This is a genomic window from Streptomyces sp. NBC_00289, assembly GCF_041435115.1.
Taxonomy (GTDB): Bacteria; Actinomycetota; Actinomycetes; order Streptomycetales; family Streptomycetaceae; genus Streptomyces.
In genome coordinates this window covers 5,060,857-5,076,122 of record NZ_CP108046.1, presented here as the reverse complement: position 1 = coordinate 5,076,122, position 15,266 = coordinate 5,060,857, and the positions used below count along the sequence as shown (strand labels likewise).

General features: G+C 69.1%; 11 protein-coding genes and 1 pseudogene. 9 read left to right on the top strand and 3 right to left on the bottom strand.

Features of this window, described 5'->3' with window-relative positions; genetic code table 11:
• Positions 1-104: 104 nt before the first annotated feature.
• Both OG985_RS22990 and OG985_RS22985 read left to right on the top strand, forming a co-directional pair.
• Positions 105-578, top strand: a complete 474-nt coding sequence (locus OG985_RS22990) for an SseB family protein (protein ID WP_371670220.1) — start codon at positions 105-107, stop codon at positions 576-578.
• A 355-nt stretch (positions 579-933) separates the two neighbouring features.
• The gene (locus OG985_RS22985) at positions 934-1,905 is read left to right on the top strand and encodes a pirin family protein (RefSeq protein ID WP_371670219.1); all 972 of its coding nucleotides are present in this window, start codon (positions 934-936) and stop codon (positions 1,903-1,905) included.
• A 184-nt stretch (positions 1,906-2,089) separates the two neighbouring features.
• Here OG985_RS22985 and OG985_RS22980 read toward each other — a convergent pair whose 3' ends face one another.
• The gene (locus tag OG985_RS22980) at positions 2,090-4,255 is read right to left on the bottom strand and encodes a SpoIIE family protein phosphatase (protein ID WP_371670218.1); all 2,166 of its coding nucleotides are present in this window, start codon (positions 4,253-4,255) and stop codon (positions 2,090-2,092) included.
• A 173-nt stretch (positions 4,256-4,428) separates the two neighbouring features.
• On the opposite strand from OG985_RS22980, the gene aspS reads away from it, so the two are divergent.
• The 3 genes from aspS (at position 4,429) to OG985_RS22965 (ending at position 7,912) form a co-directional block, all read left to right on the top strand.
• Complete coding sequence (aspS, locus tag OG985_RS22975) at positions 4,429-6,192, top strand: aspartate--tRNA ligase (RefSeq protein ID WP_371670217.1); 1,764 nt, start codon at positions 4,429-4,431, stop codon at positions 6,190-6,192.
• Between the two features lie 155 nt (positions 6,193-6,347).
• On the top strand, positions 6,348-7,304 hold the full coding sequence (locus OG985_RS22970) for an intradiol ring-cleavage dioxygenase (protein ID WP_371670216.1): 957 nt from the start codon (positions 6,348-6,350) through the stop codon (positions 7,302-7,304).
• A 209-nt stretch (positions 7,305-7,513) separates the two neighbouring features.
• A complete protein-coding gene (locus tag OG985_RS22965; protein ID WP_371670215.1) occupies positions 7,514-7,912 on the top strand; it encodes a hypothetical protein in 399 nt (132 codons plus the stop codon).
• Positions 7,913-7,961: 49 nt separating this feature from the next.
• Here the strand turns inward: OG985_RS22965 and OG985_RS22960 are convergent, their stop codons facing one another.
• On the bottom strand, positions 7,962-9,464 hold the full coding sequence (locus OG985_RS22960) for a polysaccharide pyruvyl transferase family protein (RefSeq protein WP_371670214.1): 1,503 nt from the start codon (positions 9,462-9,464) through the stop codon (positions 7,962-7,964).
• A gap of 319 nt (positions 9,465-9,783) precedes the next feature.
• Here OG985_RS22960 and OG985_RS22955 point away from each other — a divergent pair, with 319 nt between their 5' ends.
• From OG985_RS22955 to OG985_RS22940, 4 genes and pseudogenes are all read left to right on the top strand, one after another.
• Complete coding sequence (locus tag OG985_RS22955) at positions 9,784-11,133, top strand: polysaccharide lyase family 1 protein (RefSeq protein ID WP_371670213.1); 1,350 nt, start codon at positions 9,784-9,786, stop codon at positions 11,131-11,133.
• Positions 11,134-11,273: 140 nt separating this feature from the next.
• A complete protein-coding gene (locus OG985_RS22950) occupies positions 11,274-12,542 on the top strand; it encodes an IS256 family transposase (protein WP_331718661.1) in 1,269 nt (422 codons plus the stop codon).
• Between the two features lie 644 nt (positions 12,543-13,186).
• Positions 13,187-13,363: pseudogene (locus OG985_RS22945) on the top strand (transcriptional regulator); the annotation flags it as partial.
• On the top strand, positions 13,360-13,569 hold the full coding sequence (locus OG985_RS22940; RefSeq protein WP_371670212.1) for a DUF397 domain-containing protein: 210 nt from the start codon (positions 13,360-13,362) through the stop codon (positions 13,567-13,569). The pseudogene OG985_RS22945 and the gene OG985_RS22940, both read left to right, overlap by 4 nt.
• Positions 13,570-13,645: 76 nt before the next feature.
• Here the strand turns inward: OG985_RS22940 and metG are convergent, their stop codons facing one another.
• On the bottom strand, positions 13,646-15,262 hold the full coding sequence (gene metG / locus OG985_RS22935) for a methionine--tRNA ligase (protein ID WP_371670211.1): 1,617 nt from the start codon (positions 15,260-15,262) through the stop codon (positions 13,646-13,648).
• Positions 15,263-15,266 lie beyond the last annotated feature (4 nt).

Below are 15,266 nucleotides of genomic sequence, written 5' to 3'. Positions count from 1 at the left end.
CATGGTTCTGGTTTACGTACCAACGAGTAGCTACGATGATGCTACCCGTCGGTAATAAGAAGCAACCCCGATTCGGTCATCTGTGAGCCGTTACTCTTTCGGGCATGTACGGCTACGACCAGAACGTCGGTGCTCAGCAGCAGTACGCCCCGCCGCAGCAGCCCATGCCCGGGGGCGCCGGAGGCTATGGGCAGCAGCCGCCGCTCTACCCCGAGCCGTCCCCGCCCTCGCTCGCGGACGCGGTGCGCGCCTTCACCACCGGCCAGGTGACCGCGGAGGACTTCCAGCAGGTCTTCGCGACCTCGAAGGTCTACTGCCCGCGCGGTGACAACCCCGGCTTCCTCGCCCTGCACAACACCCAGCAGCCGGTGATCCCGATGTTCACCTCGCTCAAGGAGCTGCGGCGGTACGCGGGCAAGGAGTCCAAGTACTTCGTGATCACCGGCGCCGAGGTGATCGACCTGCTCCCGACCGGCTACGGCTTCGTCCTGGACATGGAGGGCGAGCACCGCATGGTGTTCGACGCGAAGGCCGTGGAGCAGATGGTCGAGTTCGCGATGCGCCGGATGTACGGCTGAGCCGTCACCGCGGCAGGCGCAGGACCAGTCCGTCGAGGACGACGTCCAGGGCGTCGGCGAACGTCTCCTCCCGCAGGGAAACAACAGCGCCGCGAGGCGCTCGGAGAAACTCATGAGATCGGGGCCGAGGTAGGCGAGCCCCGCCGAGGGGGATGCGGAGGCTCGGACTCCGGTGGACGGCGCGCCGGAAGCCGTCGCCCGACCCCCGTCCGGTCCTCTTGGATGAAGGCCGACGCCCTGGTGAAGGGCGTCGGCCTTCTGTCGCCTCCGGAGGGAATGCGCTCCGGGCTTTCTCTGTTGGGGGTAGCAGAAAGTTCAACGCTCAACTAAACTCGGAGCACAAGGAGGTACCGACATGCCTGCAGTGACCGTCGAGAACCCGCTGACGCTGCCCCGCGTCGCCGTGTCCACCGACGCCGTGGCCCGTCCCGTGCTCACCGTCACGACCGCACCGAGCGGTTTCGAGGGTGAGGGCTTCCCGGTGCGCCGAGCGTTCGCCGGGATCAACTACCGCCACCTGGACCCGTTCATCATGATGGACCAGATGGGCGAGGTGGAGTACGCCCCGGGTGAGCCGAAGGGAACGCCCTGGCACCCGCACCGCGGCTTCGAGACCGTGACGTACATCATCGACGGGATCTTCGACCACCAGGACTCGCAGGGCGGTGGCGGCACCATCACCAATGGCGACACCCAGTGGATGACCGCGGGCTCGGGCCTCCTCCACATCGAGGCGCCGCCGGAGTCGCTGGTCATGTCCGGTGGTCTCTTCCACGGTCTGCAGCTGTGGGTGAACCTGCCGGCCAAGGACAAGATGATGGCACCGAGGTACCAGGACATCCGGGGCGGAAACGTTCAGCTGCTCACCACCCCCGACGGCGGCGCGCTGCTGCGCGTCATCGCGGGTGAGCTGGACGGTCACGAGGGTCCGGGTGTCACCCACACCCCGATCACGATGATCCACGCGACCGTGGCGCCGGGTGCGGAACTCACGCTGCCGTGGCGGGAGGACTTCAACGGGCTGGCGTACGTCCTGGCCGGGCGCGGTGCGGTCGGCGCGGAGCGGCGTCCCGTCCACAAGGGCCAGACGGCGGTCTTCGGCGCCGGTTCCTCACTGACCGTCCGCGCGGACGAGCAGCAGGACTCGAACACACCGGACCTGGAGGTCGTCCTGCTGGGCGGCCGGCCGATCCGCGAGCCGATGGCGCACTACGGTCCGTTCGTCATGAACACCCGTGACGAACTGCAGCAGGCGTTCGAGGACTTCCAGAAGGGCCGCCTGGGCACCATCCCGGCAGTCCACGGAATGACCGAGAACGGGATGTAGCAGTCCGCCGGCGCTCTCGACCCGCTGGAATGCCGAGAGTGTGCTTCTGGAGCACGCTCTCGGCACCGGCGAAGTCGATCGCGTGGGCCATGTTCCGCGGCGCACGTGCAACGTGCCCACGGATCAAGGAGGTTCACTCCCCAGTGGGCGGAAGGCATGCCCAGGGTGGGTCACCGCGGTCGCGTCACGTGTTGTCGGCGTCCGCCTCGTAGAGCTCGAACCAGATGCTCTTGCCCTCGCCCCGCGGGTCGACGCCCCACACGTCCGCGAGCATCTCGATGAGGACCAGTCCGCGGCCCGAGGACGCCAGCTCGCCCGGGCGGCGCTTGTGGGGGAGGTCGTCGCTGGGGTCGGTGACCTCGACGTGCATCCGGCGGGTGCCGGGCTCTCCCCTGACCTCGGCCAGCAGCAGCGCGTCCGCGTCGGTGTGCACGAGGACGTTGGTGAGCAGCTCGGACAGCAGCAGGACCGCCGAGTCCACCTGGTCCGGCGAGGTCCAGTCGTGCAGCAGTTCCCGCAGTTGATGCCGGGCCACCGCGATCCGCTCGGGTTCCGCCTGGGCGACCGTCAGCATCGTGCGCCGGACGGGGTGCCGTAGGGCGCCGCCCCGGCCCCGGGCGATGTCGTCGCCGGCGCGGTCCGCCTGCCGGTGCAGCAGCAGGACGGCTATGTCGTCCTCGCGCCGGTCGGCCAGCGGGCCGGTGGTGTGGTGCGAGGAGGGCCCGTGCACGCCCTGCACCAGGGCGTCGGCGAGCTCTTCCAGGTCGCCCTGGTGCGCCGCCTCGAGGATCGCGCGGATGCGTTTCCAGCCGGTCTCCAGGTCGTGGCCGCCGGTCTCGATCAGGCCGTCCGTGCAGAGCAGCATGGTCTCGCCGGGTTCCAGGACGAGCCGGGTGGTGGGGTAGTCGGCGTCCGGGTCGATGCCGAGGGGGAGGCCGCCCGCTGTGGGCCGCGTCAGCACCGTGCCGTCCGCCATGCGTATCGCGGGGTCCGGGTGGCCGGCGCGGGCGATCTCCAGGATTCCGGTGCCGGGGTCGACCTCGACGTACAGACAGGTCGCGAAGCGCAGGTCGGTGCTCTCCGGGTCCTCGTACGTCATCCCGTGCAGGAAGCGGGCGGCGCGGGAGAGGACCGCGTCGGGGCGGTGGCCCTCCGAGGCGTACGCCCTGAGCGCTATGCGGAGCTGGCCCATGAGTCCGGCCGCCCGGACGTCGTGGCCCTGGACGTCACCGATGACCAGCGCGAAGCGGCCCGCTCCGGACTCCGTGCGGGAGGTGCCTCCGGGCAGCGGGATCATGTCGTACCAGTCGCCGCCGACCTGGAGGCCGCCGCCGGTGGGGACATAGCGGGCGGCGACGCTCATGCCCGGTATCTGTGGTCCCAGTGTGGGCAGCATGGAGCGTTGCAGGCCATCCGTGAGCTCCCGCTCCGACTCGGCGACCCCCGCCCGGGACAGTGCCTGGGCGAGCATGCGGGCCACCGTCGTCAGGACGGAGCGCTCGTCGGGGGTGAAGACGACCGGGTGGGCGAAGGCCGCCATCCAGGCGCCCATCGTGCGTCCGGCCACGGTCAGCGGCAGGAAGGCCCAGGACTGACGGCCGAAGTAGCGCGCGAGCGGCCAGGTGACCGGATAGCGGCCCTTGTAATGCTCGGGGGAGGACAGGTAGACGGCCCTGCCGGTGCGGACGACCTCGGCGGCCGGGTAGTCCGTCTCCAGGCTCATGTGCGAGAACGGGTCCTCGTCGCCGGGCTGCTGTCCGTGGTGGCCGATGATCGTCAGGCGGTCGCCCGTCACGCCGAAGACCGCGAGGCCGTCCGGTGAGAAACCCGGCATCGACAGGCCCGCGGCCACCCGCAGCACCTCCTCCGTGGACCGCGCCTCGGCCAGCGCCCGGCCCGCGTCCAGCAGGAACGCCTCCCGGGAGCGCCGCCAGTCGCCGGTGACGGCCGTGCGGCCCGAAGGGGTGCCGGGGGGCGGCTCGGTGACCTCCTGGAGGGTTCCGGTCAGCTGGAACGACTTCCGCTGGGGGTCGTAGGACGGTTTGGAACGGCTGCGTACGGTACGGATCACCCGGCCCCGCTCGTCCATGATCCGGATGCGGACCTCGGCGAGAGTGCCCTCGGCGACGGCGAGCTGCACGACTCCGGTGATCTCGTTCCAGTCGACGGGGTGGAGGCAGGCCCGCGCCTGGGCCTCCGTGAGGGTCGCCGGGCCGCCGGACAGTCCGAGCAGCCGTGCCGCCTCGGAATCCACCGTGACCTGCCCGTCCGCCGTGTCCCAGTGCCAGACGCCGGTCGCGAGGGCGGCTAGGACATCCCCCACGGCGGGCAGGGGTTCACCAGTGCGCATTGCCCCACTTTATGAAGAGGAGCTCGAAGAATGCCACTGATGGAGTACGGCAACTGAGTGGGTGATCTTGAAACGGCCCGGGAAATGGTGGGGAGGCGATCTTTGGGTGCCCGGTACGCTGGGGGTGTTTCACGTGAAACAGTCCCCGATCCGCAAAGACTGGATGAACGACGATGCATCGGTACAGGTCCCACACCTGCGGCGAGCTCCGCGCCTCTGACGTCGGCACCGACGTCCGGCTGAGCGGCTGGCTGCACAATCGGCGCGACCTGGGCGGCATCCTCTTCATCGATCTGCGCGACCACTACGGCATCACGCAGCTCGTCGCCCGCCCCGGCACTCCCGCCTACGAGGCCCTCGACAAGGTCACCAAGGAGTCGACGGTCCGCGTCGACGGCAAGGTCGTCTCCCGGGGCACGGACAACGTGAACCCGGACCTGCCCACCGGTGAGATCGAGGTCGAGGTCGGCGAGGTCGAGCTGCTCGGCGCCGCCCAGCCGCTGCCCTTCACGATCAACACCGAGGACGGGGTCAACGAGGAGCGGCGCCTCGAGTACCGCTTCCTGGACCTGCGCCGCGAGCGCATGCACCGCAACATCATGCTGCGTACGGCGGTCATCTCGGCGATCCGGCACAAGATGACGGCGCTGGGCTTCAACGAGATGGCGACCCCGATCCTGTCCGCGACCTCCCCCGAGGGCGCCCGCGACTTCGTCGTCCCGTCCCGGCTGCACCCGGGCAAGTTCTACGCCCTCCCGCAGGCCCCGCAGCAGTTCAAGCAGCTGTTGATGATCTCGGGCTTCGACCGCTACTTCCAGATCGCGCCCTGTTTCCGTGACGAGGACGCCCGCGCGGACCGCTCGCCGGGCGAGTTCTACCAGCTCGACGTCGAGATGAGCTTCGTCGAGCAGGAGGACGTCTTCCAGCCGATCGAGAAGCTCATGACGGAGCTGTTCGAGGAGTTCGGCGGCGGGCGGCACGTCACCTCCCCCTTCCCGCGGATCCCGTTCCGCGAGGCGATGCTGAAGTACGGCTCCGACAAGCCGGACCTGCGGGCCCAGCTGGAGCTGGTGGACATCACCGACGTCTTCGAGGGCTCGGAGTTCAAGGCCTTCGCGGGCAAGCACGTGCGTGCGCTGTCGGTGCCGGACGTCTCGGCGCAGCCCCGCAAGTTCTTCGACCAGCTCGGTGACTTCGCGGTCTCCCAGGGCGCCAAGGGTCTCGCCTGGGTGCGCGTCGCCGAGGACGGGTCGCTGACCGGTCCGATCGCGAAGTTCCTCACCGAGGCGAACGTCGCCGAGCTCACCAAGCGGCTCTCCCTGGCCCCCGGCCACGCGGTCTTCTTCGGCGCGGGCGAGTTCGACGAGGTCTCCAAGATCATGGGCGCGGTGCGGGTGGAAGCCGCGAAGCGCGCGGGCCAGTTCGAGGAGAACGTCTTCCGCTTCTGCTGGATCGTCGACTTCCCGATGTACGAGAAGGACGAGGAGACCGGCGGGATCGACTTCTCGCACAACCCCTTCTCGATGCCGCAGGGCGGCCTGGAGGCCCTGGAGACCCAGGACCCGCTGGACATCCTCGGCTGGCAGTACGACATCGTCTGCAACGGCGTCGAGCTGTCCTCCGGCGCGATCCGGAACCACGAGCCCGACATCATGCTCAAGGCCTTCGAGATCGCGGGCTACGACCGTGAGACCGTCGAGGAGAAGTTCGCCGGCATGCTGCGCGCCTTCCGCTTCGGCGCCCCGCCGCACGGCGGCATCGCTCCGGGCGTCGACCGCATCGTGATGCTGCTCGCCGACGAGCCCAACATCCGCGAGACCATCTCCTTCCCGCTCAACGGCAACGCCCAGGACCTGATGATGGGCGCGCCGACGGAGCTGGAGGAGACCCGCCTGCGCGAGCTGCACCTCTCGGTGCGGAAGCCGCAGCCGAAGTAGCACGAACGGCACGAAGCAGCGCGACCGGCCAGAGTGGCGCGAACAGAAGGAGTGGCTCGGAACCGGCGTCGGTTCCGAGCCACTTTCGCGTTCCAGGGCAGCTGACAGCTCTTTCCCATATTCCTGACAGGTTTCCTGCCTAGCGTCCCGGCCTCATGACGGACTACCAGGAAGCACACAGAGCACGGGAATTAACCCGCCGCACGGTCGTGGTCGCCGGTGCGGGCGGCATCGCGGCGGCGGGCCTCGTCGGCGGCGCGCTGACGACGACCGCCTTCGCGGGAGACGGCGCGGACACGTCGGCGGAGGACGGCGCCGGCGTCTGCTACCGCCTCACCTCGGAAACCGTCGAGGGCCCCTACTACATCGACGCGGACAAACTCCGCCGGGACATCACCGAGGACCGCGAGGGCATCCCGCTCCTGCTCGGCCTCAAGGTGATCGACTCCGAGACCTGCCGGCCGATCCGGGACGCGGCCGTCGACATCTGGCACTGCGACGCGGTGGGTGTCTACTCCGGATACGAGAACCAGGGCAACGGCGGCGGTGGTGGCGGCCCCGCCCCCACGGGCGAGCCCCCGACCGGCACACCCACGGGCGAGCCCCCGACCGGCGGCCCGGGTGGCGGTGGCGGCGGCCACCAGGAGCCGACGGACGACACGCGCTACCTGCGCGGCACCTGGCGCACCGACCGGCACGGTCACGTCACCTTCCGCACCGTCTTCCCCGGCTGGTACCGGGGCCGTTGTGTGCACATCCACGTCAAGGTGCACGTGGACGGCGAGTGGACCGACGCCGGCTACGAGGGTGGCCACGCCTGCCACACGGGGCAGTTCTTCTTCGACGAGGAGTCCGTCCTCGCCTCCGCGGAAGTGGAGCCGTACGCGAGCAACGCCGCCGAGCGCACGACCCTGTCCGAGGACACGATCTACGACCAGAGCGGGACCCCGGGCGGCCTGCTCAAGCTGCGCTACGACCGGCGGGACATCGCCAGGGGCGTACGCGGGTCCCTCACCGTCGGCGTCGACCCGGACGCGACGCAGGACGGCCAGGGCGCACCGCCACAGCCGAGCACGTCGGCGTCGGCATCGGCATCGGCGGAAGCAAGTTGATGCGCTGACGACCCTGCGACATACGCCGTGGGAGTGTGCCCTCTCCCCCGAAAGCGGCACATTTCCACGGCCCGTCACCCCCTCTTGGGCACCTCACCGGCGACGCACAGGAATCCCGGGGGGAGAGCACAGCGACCCGTCGTCTCATGGGGAGCACGGGGTCGCGGGACCGCAGCCCGCCCCGGCATCGTCATGCAGGGGAGGAAACCATGGGATTCATGCTCGTGCTCGCCGTACTGATCATCGTCGGAGCGGTGTTCGCGGTCGTCGCCCAGCGACGGTCCCGGCGGACCCGCCCCCCGTCCGGCCTGGATGCGGAGGTCGAGGCGAACCGGTGGCTCGTACGGCTGGGCGGCGGCCTGGTCCCGCCCGACGTCCGGGCCTGGGCGGCCGCGGACGAGAACGCGGCCCGTGCCCTGACGGCGGCGGCGGAGTGCCATCGTGAGGCCCGGGCGCAGCTGGCAGCGGCCCGTACGGCGGCGGAGTACGACCGGGTGACCCGCACGGCGAGGGAAGGCCTACGGCACCTGGGCACCGCCCGCACGGCGTTGGAGCCCGGCTCGGACGCCGAGGCGTCCGGGTGCCGGCACCTGGTGGAGCACGGCTGAGCCGGGTTGCCCGCAGGACGGAGGAGCGGGGCGCCGCACGTTCGGGCGGTCAGCCCGTGCTGTCGTCGCCCGCCGGCCTCCGGGTGCGGCGGCGCAGAGCCGGGCCGATGCGGATCAGGGCGCGGCGCTCGATGCCGGTGACACGGCGCTCGACGGCGGCGAGCTGCTTGCGCGTGGCTTCCAGCTCCGCCCGCATGGCGTCGAGTTGACGTGCCTGGGCGGTAGCGAGCTTCTCCGCGGTGCGGAGCCTGACGCGCAGCTCCTTGGTCGACCTGACCCGCTTCTGCGCCTGGAGCTGGAGCTTGGCGTCGGTCGTCGTGATCCGCTCGCGCAGCCGGCTCAGGCGGTAGCGCATCTGTCCGTCGTCCGAGCCGTCCCAGACCGGCATGGACGGGGGCAGGTCCAGGGCGGAGATTCGGGCGTCGAAGGCGGCGCCGCCGTCGCCGTGGGTGTAGGTGTTCTGCAGGCCGTTGCGGTCCAGGAACGCGGTGATCCGCTCGAACCGCGCGCCGTGGCCCTTGATCATCACCGAGAAGTCGGCGTCGTCGTACAGGTCACGCGGGTCGGTGTCGGCGGGCAGTTCGGTGAGCGGGCGGTGCGGGATGTCGAAGTACCGGCACAGCTCCAGGGTGCGTGAGTCGTGGGTGAGGACGACGCTCGGGGTGCCTGCCAGCAGAGCGGCCACGTTGCCGTGGATACGGGTGCCGTAGGCGAAGTCGTAGCCGCGCAGTTCGTCGATCCAGGTCGCCGGGTCCAGCGGCATGCGCACCTTGTTCTCGCGCAGCAGGGTGTGGCTCAGCTGGAGCGGGAAGGGGTCCTCGTGTCCCGACTCGATGCTGGTGTCGCCCCACAGCAGCAGTTCCGCGTCGACGGTGTTCTGCGCGTAGTAGGTGAGGTGCGGGTAGCGCTCCCAGGCGTGCCGGGCCATGCCCGAGATGTCGCCGACGGGGATCGCGTCCGGGGAGAGGTTGACGGCGATGCGGGAGTCGGCGGACAGTTCCGTCGCCCGGATCTCCGGGAACGTGGCGCCGTACAGGAACATCGACGGGCAGCCGATGATGTCGACGTCGTGGAAGCCGAGGCTCTTCAGGTAGCCGGCGGTGAGTTCGCCGCGCACGCCGATGGAGGCGGAGCGGTCGAGGACGGCGGACGCGAAGCGCCTGACCGAGGCGGCCATGGGCCTGAGCGACTCGGTGTCGTAGTCGGCGGTGGCCTGCGCGCCGACGCCGAAGACGACGACCGGGATGGTGAGCTGCTCGATCAGCGTGGTCAGCCGGTCCAGCGCGGCCTGGAATCCGGGCCGGAAGGCGTTGGCGAGCGGGACGACGAACACGTCGTACCGCTCGTTGATCTCGGCGGCGCGCTCGGGTGACGCGTCGGTGCGGATGCCGTTGGACGTCACCTCGGTGTCAGGTGTCGTCAGCATCTTGTGGGCGGAGTCGCTGAAGAGAAGATTGCCGGTGTTCGTCCCGATCAGGTCCTGGTGGATGAACTCCGTGGGACGGGCGACCCGGAAGGGGCTCTTCCCGGAGCGGATCAGGATGCGCTTCACGACATTCCCTGGGTGTGGACGGACTCGTGGCGTACAAGCGTGCTGCGCTTGTACGTGCGAGTGAACGGAGTGGCTAAACACTATAGGCAGGTAAATGCAGAGTGAAGAGAGTGACAGAAGACGGTCCGGGCGCTTGACGGGAGGGATGTCGGCGTCACGAGCAAGGCGGCCTCGACCGCCCGCGACCGGTCACGGCCCCCGGCGCGGGACTACTTCGTGGGGACGCGTGGAGAAAATATGTTCAGGGGGACGGCAACTCTTCACGGGGTGGCGACCACTGACAGGGCGTAAGTCCGCTCCTCCCCCGTAAGGATCCCCCGTGGCAGCTCCTTCCCACCGCCGGTCCCTCCGCTCGCGCCGCGTCCTCGTCGTCTCCGCCGCCGTCGTGGCCGCGGGTGTCGGCGCCGGTGTCGTCGTGATGAACGCGAACGCCGGGCCCGTCGACCTGTACCACCAGACGCTCGCCGCCAAGGACGGCTGGGCCTCCTCCGGCACGGGCACCACCGGTGGCACCAAGGCCGACGCCGCGCACACCTTCACCGTGTCCACCCGCGCCCAGCTGGTGAAGGCGCTGGGGTCGGCCTCCGACACCACGCCCCGGATCATCAAGGTCAAGGGCACGATCGAGGCCAACACCGACGACGCGGGCAAGAAGCTGACCTGCGCCGACTACGCGTCGGGCACCGGCTACTCGCTCTCCGCCTACCTGAAGGCGTACGACCCCTCCTCCTACGGCACCTCGAAGCTGCCCTCCGGCACCCAGGAGAAGGCCCGCGCCGCTGCCCAGACCAAGCAGGCGAAGAACATCGTCTTCAAGGTGCCGGCCAACACCAGCGTCGTCGGTGTGCCGGGCACCAAGGCCGGGATCTCCGGCGGCATGCTCCAGGTGCAGAACGTGGACAACGTCATCGTCCGCAACCTCGCCTTCTCCGCCACCGAGGACTGCTTCCCGCAGTGGGACCCGACCGACGGCGACGACGGCAACTGGAACTCCAACTACGACTCCGTCACCCTGCGCGGCGCGACCCACGTCTGGGCCGACCACAACACGTTCACGGACGCGCCCCACCTCGACAGCGCCAACCCCAAGTACTACGGCCGCGAGTACCAGATCCACGACGGCTCCCTGGACATCACCAAGAGCTCGGACCTGGTGACCGTCTCGCGCAACCAGTTCACCAACCACGACAAGACGATGCTGATCGGCAGCAGCGACAGCGAGCCCGCCGGCAAGCTGCGCGTCTCCCTCCACCACAACATCTGGAAGGGCATCGTCCAGCGCGCCCCGCTGGCCCGGGTCGGCCAGGTGCACATCTACAACAACTACTACGACGTCACGACCCTCAACGGCTACGCGACGCAGTACAGCATCAACTCGCGCGCCAAGGCCCAGGTCGTCGCCGAGAACAACTACTGGAAGCTGCCTTCAGGCGGCAAGGTCGCCAAGCTCCTCAGCGGCGATGGAACCGGCTCGGTCAAGGGCACCGGCAACCTCGTCAACGGCACGGCCACCGACCTCGTCGCCGCGTACAACGCGGCCGCGTCGAAGAAGCTGAAGACGACGGTCAACTGGACCCCGACCCTCACGGCAGGCCTGGAGACCTCGGCGAAGAACCTGCCGATGACCCTGGCGATGGCCACGGGCGCGGGCGCCCTGACGGCGTCCTGAGGGAGTGTCATGAATCAGGTGTGGATCTCCCCGAAGGAGTGAGCCTGATGAGTACGACGACTGGTCACCTGATCGAGACCGTGGAGGGCGTGTCGCTTGCCGAGGTCGGCGGTGGCGTCGAGGGTGCCGACGTGAAGTCGATGCCGGTGTCGCAGAATGGTCTGTCCAGTGAGCTGCTGGAGGAGCTGGCCGCGCTCGCGGCCGAGAAGGTCCGCGGAGAGGGACTGCGGCTGATGGGCGAGGGCGGCCTGCTGCCCGAGCTCGCTCAGCACCTGATGCAGTCCGCGCTGGAAGCAGAGATGGACCAGCACCTGGCCGACGGGGTCGGCCGCGTCGGCGGGCGCGGGTCGCGCTCGGGCGGCAACACCCGCAACGGCTACCGGAGCAAGAAGGTGATGACGGAGGTCGGCGCCGTCACGGTGCAGATCCCGCGAGACCGTCTGGGCACCTTCCAGCCCCGGCTGCTGCCCAAGTACGCCCGCCGCACTGGTGCGTTGGACGACCTGGTGATCTCGCTGACCGCAAAGGGCCTGACCTCCGGCGAGATCGTCTCCCATCTCGCCCAGACGTACGGGATGACGACAACGAAGGAGACCATCTCCACGATCACCGACAAGGCCCTGGAATCGATGGCGGAATGGCGCACCCGCCCGCTCGACGCGGTCTACCCGGTCGTCTTCATCGATGCCGTGCACGTCAAGATCCGAGACGGTCATGTCGCCAACCGGCCCATCTACGTGGCCATCGCGGTCACCGCCGACGGCTACCGCGAGATCCTCGGCCTGTGGGCCGGCGACGGCGGCGAGGGCGCCAAGTACTGGCAGACGGTGCTCACCGAGATCAAGAACAGAGGCGTCCGTGATGTGCTGATGCTGGTCTGCGACGGGCTCAGCGCCCTGCCCGACGCGGTGAACGCCGTCTGGCCCCGGACTGTGGTGCAGACTTGCGTGGTTCATCTCCTGCGCGCGAGTCTGCGGTATGCCTCACGCCGCGACTGGGCCGACGTCGCACGCGACCTCAAGCCCGTCTACACCGCTGTCAACGAGGACGAGGCCCGGGCACGGCTGACCGACTTCGACGACAAGTGGGGCAAGCGCTATCCGTCGATCGCCGGGACCTGGGAGCGGGCCTGGAGCGAATTCGTGCCCTTCCTCGGTCTGCCCGACGCGATCCGGCAGGTCGTCTACACCACGAACGCGATCGAGTCCCTCAACGCCCGCTACCGGCGCGCGGCCCAGGCCTGCGGACACTTCCCCAACGAGACCGCCGCCTTGAAACGCCTCTACCTCGCCACCCTCGCACTCGACCCCACCGGCCGCGGCCGCCAGCGCTGGAACAACCGCTGGAAAAGCGCTTTGAACGAGTTCGACGTTCTCTTCGACGGCCGCCTTACCGCCGGACGAGTGTAGGCCGACCAGCCCACCGAAAAACCTGTAGGCCAAACAGACGAACCACACCTGAATCCTGATAGACCCCGTCCTGACCCACCCGGAGCGGCCGGCGGCCCGGTGCCATCCTTCCCCGGGCCGTCGGCGGTGTCGGCCCTCGCCCGTGCTGCGGGGGCACGCTAGGGTTTTGGGTGTCCATCGGGAAGGGTCTGACTTCCTTGGTGGTCAGGCCCTCGCAACGGGATTGCAGTCCCTGCGAGGGCCGTCGTATGTCCGGGGTTGTGCTGTGTCGCGCTGAGCGTAGAACAGGCAATCGGTGCCGAATCCAGCTGAGTTGGTGATGTTCACTCGCGCGAGTGAGCGTCTCCCGTGGGCGGGAGGGGTGGGGCTTGGTGAGGTTTCTTTCCCTCTCGTGTTTCTTGGAGGAGGGCGCCCGAGCCACCGGAGCACACGTTTCCGAACTTCGGTGAGAGGTCGAGTTCGGCCCACACGGTCTTGCGGGGGACGGGCCCGAGTTCGACGCCCCAGCGATCGGCGAGCGCCTCGACGAGGAGGAGACCGCGCCCGGATTCGGCATCGGGGGTCGGTGGTCGGCGGTGCGGGAGGTCGTCACCGCGTGTGTCCGTCACCTCGATGCGTGCCGTCCATGCCCGGGTGGGATCGGGCTGAAGTTCCCGGACGGTACGGCCGTGGGACGTAGTGACGGTGCGTTCAACGGACGACCGACTGCTGAGGCCAGGGACTTGCGCATCCTTGAACTGCGGTATGGCACCATCCGGGCGCAGGCTCTCCCGCCGAGAGAGTCGCTCGCCTTCGTCGAACAACTGCTGGGAGAGACATGATCCGCAAGGCCTCCACCGAGGACGCCTCTGAACTGGACTGGTTCAAGAGCAGCTACAGCAGCGGCACGGACGGCAACTCCTGCGTTGAGATCGCCACGACTCCCGGCACCGTCCACGTCCGCGACTCCAAGAACGTCGCGGGTCCCCGTCTCGCGCTCGCCCCCGGCGCTTGGGCGCACTTCGTGACGTACGCCTCGGAAGGCTGACTCCGCAACGGCAACCCAGGGGCACGGACACGCCATCCGGTGTGCCCGTGCCCCTGCGTCTCGCGGTGAGGCGCCGTTACGCGGTCGGCTTCTCCTCCAGGCGGGGGAAGAGGACCGCTCCCTTGGTCACCGTGGAGCCGGCCGGGAGGGTGCCCCAGTCGGCCGCGCTCTGGATGCGCTGGTCCGCGAGGGCGCCCAGCGTCGCCTCCGCGCCCAGCGAGTCCCACAGCTTCTGGGACGTGTCCGGCATCACCGGGTTGAGGAGGACGGCCACCCCGCGCAGGGACTCCGCGGCCGTGTAGAGGATCGTGGCCAGGCGGGCCCTGCCCTCCGGGCTGTCGTCCTTGGCCACCTTCCACGGCTCCTGCTCCGTGATGTAGCCGTTGACCTGCTTGACGAAGTCGAAGACGGCCAGGATGCCGCCCTGGAAGTCGAGCTCCTCGCCGATCTTCCGGTCCGCCACGGCGACCGCCGTGGCCAGGCCGTCGTGCAGCGCCTTCTCCGCGTCGCCGTCGGCGGTGGACGCCGGCAGGGCGCCGTCGAAGTACTTGCCGACCATGGCGGCCACCCGGGAGGCGAGGTTGCCGTAGTCGTTCGCCAGCTCGCTCGTGTAGCGGGCGGAGAAGTCCTCCCACGAGAAGGAGCCGTCCTGGCCGAAGGCGATGGCCCGCAGGAAGTACCAGCGGTACGCGTCCACGCCGAAGTGCGAGGTCAGGTCCTGCGGCTTGATGCCCGTCAGGTTCGACTTCGACATCTTCTCGCCGCCGACCATCAGCCAGCCGTTCGCGGCGACCTTCCCCGGCAGCGGCAGGCCCTGCGCCATCAGCATCGCGGGCCAGATCACCGCGTGGAAGCGCAGGATGTCCTTGCCGACCAGGTGGACGTCCGCCGGGAAGGTCTCTTCGAACTTCTGCTGGTTCTCGTTGTAGCCGACCGCCGTGGCGTAGTTCAGCAGCGCGTCGACCCACACGTAGATCACGTGCTTCTGGTCCCACGGGATGGGGATGCCCCAGTCGAAGGTCGAGCGGGAGATCGACAGGTCCTGGAGCCCCTGGCGGACGAAGTTCAGGACCTCGTTGCGCGCGGACTCGGGCTGGATGAAGCCGGGGTTCGCCTCGTAGTGGGCGAGGAGCTTGTCGCCGTACTCGCTCAGCTTGAAGAAGTAGTTCTCCTCGCTGAGGATCTCCACCGGGGCCTTGTGGATCGGGCAGAGCTTCTGCCCGGCGAACGGGCCCTCGCCGTCGAGCAGCTCGCCCGGCAGTTTGTACTCCTCGCAGCCCACGCAGTACGGGCCCTCGTAGCCGCCCTTGTAGATCTCGTCCTTGTCGTACAGGTCCTGCACGAACTCCTGGACGCGGTCCGTGTGCCGCTGCTGCGTGGTGCGGATGAAGTCGTCGTTCGCGATCTCCAGGTGCTCCCAGAGGGGGCGCCAGGACTCGTCGACGAGCTTGTCGGCCCACTGCTGCGGGCTGACACCGTTCGCCTCCGCGGTGCGCATGATCTTCTGACCGTGCTCGTCCGTGCCGGTGAGGTACCACACCTTCTCGCCGCGCTGACGGTGCCAGCGGGTGAGCACGTCGCCTGCGACGGTCGTGTAGGCGTGGCCCAGGTGAGGAGCGTCGTTGACGTAGTAAATGGGGGTGGTGACGTAGTACGCCTTTCCACCCTGCTTCTCGGATCCAGTGGCCGCCATGGTC

What these genes read in the sequence shown, in the direction of transcription:
- OG985_RS22990 (WP_371670220.1), top strand. Translation starts at nt 105, where the DNA reads ATGTACGGCTACGACCAGAACGTCGGTGCTCAGCAGCAGTACGCCCCG.
- OG985_RS22985 (WP_371670219.1), top strand. Translation starts at nt 934, where the DNA reads ATGCCTGCAGTGACCGTCGAGAACCCGCTGACGCTGCCCCGCGTCGCC.
- OG985_RS22980 (WP_371670218.1), bottom strand. Translation starts at nt 4,255, where the DNA reads ATGCGCACTGGTGAACCCCTGCCCGCCGTGGGGGATGTCCTAGCCGCC.
- aspS (WP_371670217.1), top strand. Translation starts at nt 4,429, where the DNA reads ATGCATCGGTACAGGTCCCACACCTGCGGCGAGCTCCGCGCCTCTGAC.
- OG985_RS22970 (WP_371670216.1), top strand. Translation starts at nt 6,348, where the DNA reads ATGACGGACTACCAGGAAGCACACAGAGCACGGGAATTAACCCGCCGC.
- OG985_RS22965 (WP_371670215.1), top strand. Translation starts at nt 7,514, where the DNA reads ATGGGATTCATGCTCGTGCTCGCCGTACTGATCATCGTCGGAGCGGTG.
- OG985_RS22950 (WP_331718661.1), top strand. Translation starts at nt 11,274, where the DNA reads ATGCCGGTGTCGCAGAATGGTCTGTCCAGTGAGCTGCTGGAGGAGCTG.
- OG985_RS22940 (WP_371670212.1), top strand. Translation starts at nt 13,360, where the DNA reads ATGATCCGCAAGGCCTCCACCGAGGACGCCTCTGAACTGGACTGGTTC.
- metG (WP_371670211.1), bottom strand. Translation starts at nt 15,262, where the DNA reads ATGGCGGCCACTGGATCCGAGAAGCAGGGTGGAAAGGCGTACTACGTC.